The organism is Streptomyces sp. NPDC051310, from assembly GCF_044455245.1.
In the GTDB taxonomy this organism is placed as follows: domain Bacteria; phylum Actinomycetota; class Actinomycetes; order Streptomycetales; family Streptomycetaceae; genus Streptomyces.
In genome coordinates this window covers 153,087-159,759 of record NZ_JBITEO010000017.1, presented here as the reverse complement: position 1 = coordinate 159,759, position 6,673 = coordinate 153,087, and the positions used below count along the sequence as shown (strand labels likewise).

Below are 6,673 nucleotides of genomic sequence, written 5' to 3'. Positions count from 1 at the left end.
TGGGCGCGGAGAAGGTCGGCATCCACGACAACTTCTTCGAACTGGGCGGCGACTCGATCCTCTCCATCCAGCTCATCTCCCACGCCCGCCAGGCGGGGCTGCACCTCACCTCCAAGCTGATGTTCGTCCACCAGACCATCGCCGATCTGGCGTCCGTCGTGCGGCGCGCCGACGACGCGGCGGTCACCGGGGCCGACGCGCCGGAGGCGTCCGGCCGGGTCGAACTGACGCCCGTCCAGCGGTGGTTCTTCGCCGAGCACACGACGCACCCCGACCAGTACGCGATGTCCGTCCACGTCGCCCTGGCCCCCGAGACGGACCCCGCCGTACTGGAGCGTGCCCTCGCGGCGGTGGTGGACCACCATGACGCGCTGCGCATGCGGTACGCGGACGACGGCGCGGGCGGCTGGGTCCAGGAGTACGGCGAGCGCCCCGACGGGCTGCTCACCGTCCGGGACCTGACGGCCGTGGCCGACGCCGAGTGGGCGCTGGACGACGCCGCGCTGGAGGCCCAGCGCGCCCTGGACCTGCGCGGGGGCACTCTGGTGCGGGGCGTCTTCCTGCGCATGCCGGACGGCACCGCGCCCCGCCTGTTCCTGGCGGTGCACCACCTGGTGATGGACGGGGTGTCCTGGCGGATCGTCCTGGAGGACCTGTCCACCGCCTACGCGCAACTGGCCGAGGGCCGGCCCGTCGACCTGGGCGCGAAGACCAGCAGCTACCAGCAGTGGGCGGAGCGCCTGACCGCGCACGTCCGCTCCGGCGCCCTCGACCACGAGAGCGCGTACTGGCGCAAGGCCGTGTCCGGCACCATGGACATCCCGTGCGACGGTCCGGCGGCGAGCACGTACGGCGAGGTCGCCGTCGCGTCGTCGGTGCTGGACCGGTCCGTGACGGAGGCGCTGCTGCAGCGCGCGCCCGGAGCGTTCCGCACGCGGATCAACGACGTGCTGCTGGCCGCGCTGGGCCGGGTCCTGCGGGACTGGGCGGGCGCGCCGGTGACGATCGCCCTCGAAGGCCACGGCCGCGAGGAGCTCTTCGACGACATCGACCTGTCCCGTACGGTCGGCTGGTTCACCACCATCCATCCCCTCGCCCTCGACGTTCCCGAGGGCGGCTGGGAGGCGGCGCTGAAGGCCGTCAAGAAGGCCCTGCGGAAGCTGCCCGGGCGCGGACTCGGCTACGGGGCGCTGCGCTACCTGTCCGAGCCGGGCAGTGCTGCGCACACCGCCCTCGCCGCCGCCCCGCAGCCGCGGATCAGCTTCAACTACCTAGGTCAGTGGGACGGTTCGGCCGGTGACGACGGCGGGCTGATCCGGGACCGCCTGGACGGCCTCGGCGCCGACCAGGCGCCCGGCCAGGTCCGTCCGCACCTGATCGACGTGGTCGCAGCCGTCAGCGACGGCGAGCTGCGCGTCGACTGGCTGTACGCGCCGTCCGCCCACACCCCCACCACCGTCCGCCGGCTCGCGGACGACTTCGCCACCGCCCTGCGGCAGATCGCCGCCGCGGCCGGTAACTGACTACCACTGGAAGGCTTTGCTGTGGCTCGCTATGTCCTGAGCGACGTCGAGAAGAACGAACTGGCCGCTGTGGCGGACGAGTTCCTGGCCACCCACCCCGTCTGGACACCGCTGGAGTACGCGGACGACATCCGCGCCGAGGCGGAACGGCTCCCGGTGGGGGTGCGCCGGTTCCTGGTGTCGTCCCGCGCCGCCGAGGACGCCGTCATCGCGCTGGGCAACCTGCCCGTCGCCGAGGATCTCGTACCGACCCCGCCGAGCTGGGAGATCGCGGAGAAGGAGGCCGCCGCGATCCGTGAGGAGCTGGTGCTGCTGCTGGTCGGGTCCGTGCTCGGTGAGCCGTTCGGCTGGGTGAATCAGCAGAACGGCCGCCTCGTGCACGACGTCTGCCCGTCCAAGGGGCAGGAGAACTCGCTGACCAGTGCGAGCAGCCGGCAGCAGCTCACGCTGCACACGGAGGACGTGTTCCACTCCTGCCGCGGTGACTACGTGGCGCTGATGTGCCTGCGCAACCCCGACGCGGTGGGCACGACGGTGGCGCTGGTGGAGTCGGTGGACTTCCCGGAGCCGGTGCGCCGGGTGCTGCACCAGGACCGCTTCCGGTTCTTCCCGGACGACTCCCACCATGTGGTGCCGCAGCACACCGCGGAGAACCCGTCGGCGCTCGAGGAGCGCCCGCACGAGGTGGCGTCCGTGCTGTTCGGGCCGGAGGAGGCGCCGTACCTGCGGATCGACGCGGACTTCACCGACGCGGTGCCCGGCGACACCGAGGCCGAGGCCGCCATGAAGGAGGCCGCCGACCTGCTGGCCGCCGCGGCGGAGCGGGTCGTGCTGAGCCCCGGCGACGCGGTCTTCATCGACAACTACCGGGCCATCCACGGCCGTGACACCTTCACGCCCCGCTACGACGGGACGGACCGCTGGCTCAAGCGCACCAGCCTGGTCCGCGATCTGCGGCGCACGTACGTGCGCACGAAGTCGCGTTCGCGGCTCCTCGGCTGATGCCGCCGGCGAAGACGCGGCGGGGTGGTGGTTTCACGCTGCTGTGGGTGGGGTCGGCGCTCGGTGAGTTCGCGTACAGCACGTCGTTGATCGTGCTGCCGCTGATCGTGCTGGCGTTGACGGGTTCGCCCTCGCAGGCGGGGATCATCGGCTTCGTCGACGCGGCGGCGATGCTCCTGGCCGGGTTGCCGGCCGGGGCCGTCGCCGACCGGTACGACCGCCGGACCGTGATGCTGTGGTGCCAGGCGGCGCTGGTCGCCGTGTTCGGCGTGCTGGCCCTGCTGCTGTGGGCGGACGCCGTGTCGCTGCCCGCCCTGGTGGGGCTCGCCCTGGTCAACGGGGCGGCGACAGCCCTGACGATGGCGGCCGGGGAGGCGATGATCCCGAGTCTGGTGGCGGAGGAGCGGCTCTCCGACGCGGTGGCGATGAACGCGGCGCGCACATACGCGGGCCAGCTCGCCGGCACGTCCGCCGGCGGGTTCCTGCTGGCGGTGAAGAACGCGTTCCCGTTCGTCGTCGGCTGCCTTGCCCATCTGGCCGGGCTGGTCCTGCTGCTGTTCCTGAAGCGGCAGCCGCCGGCCGCCGGCGCCCCGGCCGACCGGCCGGTGATCAGCGGGCCGGGGCTGCTGGAGGGGGTCCGCTGGATCACCTCCCATCCGTTCCTGCGGGTGGGGCTGGTCTGCGCGACGGCAACGAACTTCTTCTTCGGCGTCATCTACTTCATCGTCATCGCCTCCGCGCAGACCAGCGGCATGGACACCGGGCTCATCGGCGTGATGGCGGCGCTGCTCGGCGTCGGCGGCCTGCTGGGCGCCCTCGCCGCGCCGCTGCTCCAGCGGGTGCTGACCGGTGCCCGTCCCATCTACGTCGTGCTGTGGTCGTTCGTCGTGCTCACGGCGGGGATCGCGGTGCTGCCGGGTGGCTGGACGCCGGGTGTGCTGCTGGGCGCCATCGCCTTCGCGGCGCCGACGGCGAACGCGTACTTCACCACCCATCAGCTGACGCTCACCCCGGACAGCCACCGCGGACGCGTGGTGAGCGTCGCGGCCATCGCGAGCGGTGGCGGCGGTGCGATCGCCCCGCTCGCGGGCGGCATCGTGCTGGACCTGGCGGGCCGGTTCGCCGGCCTGCTCGGCTGCACGGCCGTGATGGCGGTCATCGCCCTGCTGACGTCCCTGAGCCCGGCCCTGCGCGGCATACCGAAACCCGGTGCGGCCGAGGCCGCCCCGCCCGGCGCCGACCCCGCCGACGCGGCACCGCCCGCCGCCACCCCTCCCCCCATCCGCTGACAGACAGAGACAGCCACCATGACCCTTGATCCGGCCACCATTGATCTGGCCAACCCCGACCTCTACACCACCGATGACCGCTTCACCATGTGGGGGGAGTACACCCGGGCGGACGCGAAGGTCTGGAGCGATCCGGGCCTCTCCCCGTCCGGCTTCTGGTCGGTCTTCTCCCACCGCGACGTGTCCGCCGTCCTCTCCCCCAAGGCGCCCTTCACCTCCGAGTACGGCATGATGATCGGCTTCGACGCCGAGCACCCCGACAACTCGGGCGGCCGGATGCTGGTGGTGAGCGAGGGCGGCTGGCACTCCACGCTGAAGCGGCTGATCGGCCCGTTCCTCTCGCGGCTGCGCGCCCCGGAGCTCCAGACGGTGCTGCACCGGGAGGTCCGGGACATCGTCGACCGGCTGCGGGCGGAGGACGCCACCGACATCGCCCTGGGCATCGGCCCGCGGCTGCCCGCCGCGATCGTCTGCGAGGTCATCGGCGTACCGCTCAGCGAGCGGGAACAGCTGATCGAGCTGACCAACCACGCCTTCGGCGGCGAGGAGAGCAGCTTCGACAAGATGACACCGGCCGAAGCGCACACGGAGATCCTCTTCTACTTCCACGAACTGATCGAGCGGCGCCGCCGGAAGCCCGGCTCCGACCTGGTCAGCGCGCTGCTGGAGGACGGCCGGCTCAGCACCGAGGACGTGCTCATCAACTGCGACAACGTGCTGATCGGCGGCAACGAGACCACCCGCCACTCGATCGCGGGCGCCTTCCACGCCTTCCAGGCCTTCCCCGGCACGCTGGACGCGCTGCGCGCCGACCCGGACCTCGCCGGGCCGGCCGTGGAGGAGGTGGTCCGCTGGACGTCCCCGGCGGCGCACGTCCTGCGGGTGGCCACCGAGGACTGCGAGCTCGGCGGCCAGGAGATCCTCAAGGGGCAGCCGGTCGTGGCGTGGCTGTCCGCCGCCAACCGCGACGAGCGGCTCTTCCCCGACCCGCACCGCTTCGTCCCGGACCGTACGCCCAACCGCCACCTGGGGTTCGGCAACGGTCCGCACCACTGCCTCGGCGCCGCCCTGGCCCGCCTCGAACTGCGCGCGCTGGTACTGGAGTTGGCCAATGAGGCGCGGGGGGTGGACCTGGCCGGGGAGGTGCGCTGGATGCGCTCCAACCTGGTGCAGGGCTACAGCAGCCTCAAGGTCTCCATGGACTGGCGCTGATCCTCCACCCGTTCATATGATCTTGCTCGACCACTGGGGGGCCTTCGTCGTGCTGGAAATGTGCCTCAGCGTTGAGGACTTGGCTCGTGTACGCGTCATCGGAACCCTGGGCATCGCGTTCGAGACGCACATGGCCTGGGGACGGCTGACCGAGCAGCGCCGTGACGCGCTGACCGAATGGCGCCGGACGGCCCGGCACCGGCTGCGCAGGGCCTCCGCCGTGCATCCGGCGATGGAGCCCTCCACGTCCCTCGTGGAGACCCTGACGTCGCCCCTGCCGCGTGACACGGACACGTTCCACGCGGTGGCCGTCGAGCCTTTCTGGGACCGCATCCAGCGATTACTGAGGACGGAGCGCGACGCCGCCGGGCGGGCGATGCTCGCCGGCGGCATGGAGCAGGTCCTCAACAGCCGGCACGACGCCATCAGATGGGACGCCCCGGTGCTCCGCGTCGATACCGCGCAGCCGTCCCGGCGGACCGACCTGGGTGGCCGGGGCATGACGCTCGTCCCATCCCTGTTCGCCCCGCACCCCCTCCTGATCGACGAGCGCATGGGGTGGCAGGGCCTGCCGATCCTGGTGTACGACATCACCCCGGACGCGGAGACGGCCGCCTCGCTGTGGCAGGGCGGCGAGGGGGAATCGGCCCTGCACGCCCTGCTGGGCCGTACGCGGGCCGACGTGCTGGCGGCGCTGCGGGAGACCCGTTCGACCGGGCAGGTGGCCGACCGCGTACGGATATCGAGCCCCTCCGCGAGCAAGCACCTCACCATTCTCCGCCGCGCCGGATTCGTGACCACGGAGCGCCAGCAGAACCTGGCGGTCCACAGCCTCACCCCGTTGGGCGAGGCCATCCTCGGCTGAAGATCGGACCCTCACATTGCCCACTCCCTCCCCCATCGCCTCACCGTATCTGACCCGCCACACCCGGCCCGACCGCCCCGCGCGCCGCCTGGTCTGCTTCCCCCACGCGGGCGGCGCGGCGAGCTTCTACCGCCCCTGGGCCCGGTACGCGGACCCCTCGACGGAGCTGCTCGCCGTCCAGTACCCGGGCCGTGAGAACCGGTTCCGGGAACCGCTGATCCCGACGATGGAGCCGCTGGTGTCGGCCGTCGCCGACGAACTGCTGGCCCTGCCCCCGCTGCCCACCGTGTTCTTCGGCCACAGCATGGGCGCGGCCGTCGCGTACGAGACGCTCCTGCGCCTCGAACGGGCGGGCGCCGCCCACGTGACCCGCCTGTGCGTCTCCGGCCGGTCCCCCGACGGTGCCGCCGACCGCCCGGCCGTACGGACGGACGACGAGGTGGTCGAGGCGGTCCGGTCCCTGGGCGGCACCCACGCGGCCGTGTTCGACGACCCGGAACTGCGGGAGCTGCTCCTGCCCGTGATCCGCAACGACTACCACCTGATCGACGGCTACCGCCGCCGGACCGACGCGCCCCCGCTGCGTGCCGACGTCCACGCCCTGACGGGAGACCGGGACCCGCAGGTCACCCCCGAGGAGGCGACCGGGTGGAAGGCGTTGACCTCGGGTTCCTTCACCCTGACGGTGCTGGAGGGCGACCACTTCTACCTGGTGCCGGCGGCTGAGCGGGTGGCCCGTACCGCCATGGAACCGGCACAGCCTCTTCCGGTTTAGCGGCATG

Annotated in this window: 6 protein-coding genes; all 6 read left to right on the top strand. The window is 72.3% G+C overall.

Annotated elements, in window-relative coordinates; genetic code table 11:
* Positions 1–1,523: condensation domain-containing protein (locus tag ACIA79_RS23920; RefSeq protein WP_399430379.1), on the top strand; the 1,523-nt coding region annotated here is incomplete at its 5' end.
* 21 nt (positions 1,524–1,544) lie between these two features.
* Complete coding sequence (locus ACIA79_RS23915) at positions 1,545–2,525, top strand: TauD/TfdA family dioxygenase (RefSeq protein ID WP_399430378.1); 981 nt, start codon at positions 1,545–1,547, stop codon at positions 2,523–2,525.
* Complete coding sequence (locus tag ACIA79_RS23910; RefSeq protein WP_399430377.1) at positions 2,525–3,814, top strand: MFS transporter; 1,290 nt, start codon at positions 2,525–2,527, stop codon at positions 3,812–3,814. Before ACIA79_RS23915 ends, ACIA79_RS23910 begins: the two co-directional genes overlap by 1 nt.
* Positions 3,815–3,832: 18 nt before the next feature.
* A complete protein-coding gene (locus ACIA79_RS23905; protein ID WP_399430376.1) occupies positions 3,833–5,026 on the top strand; it encodes a cytochrome P450 in 1,194 nt (397 codons plus the stop codon).
* 79 nt (positions 5,027–5,105) lie between these two features.
* Positions 5,106–5,891, top strand: coding sequence for a winged helix-turn-helix domain-containing protein (locus tag ACIA79_RS23900; RefSeq protein ID WP_399430375.1), 786 nt, complete (start codon positions 5,106–5,108; stop codon positions 5,889–5,891).
* A 16-nt stretch (positions 5,892–5,907) separates the two neighbouring features.
* Complete coding sequence (locus ACIA79_RS23895; RefSeq protein ID WP_399430374.1) at positions 5,908–6,666, top strand: thioesterase II family protein; 759 nt, start codon at positions 5,908–5,910, stop codon at positions 6,664–6,666.
* Positions 6,667–6,673: the final 7 nt, after the last annotated feature.

Excerpts from the sequence above, each read along its gene's own strand:
- ACIA79_RS23905 (WP_399430376.1), top strand. The coding sequence starts at position 3,833 with ATGACCCTTGATCCGGCCACCATTGATCTGGCCAACCCCGACCTCTAC.
- ACIA79_RS23910 (WP_399430377.1), top strand. The coding sequence starts at position 2,525 with ATGCCGCCGGCGAAGACGCGGCGGGGTGGTGGTTTCACGCTGCTGTGG.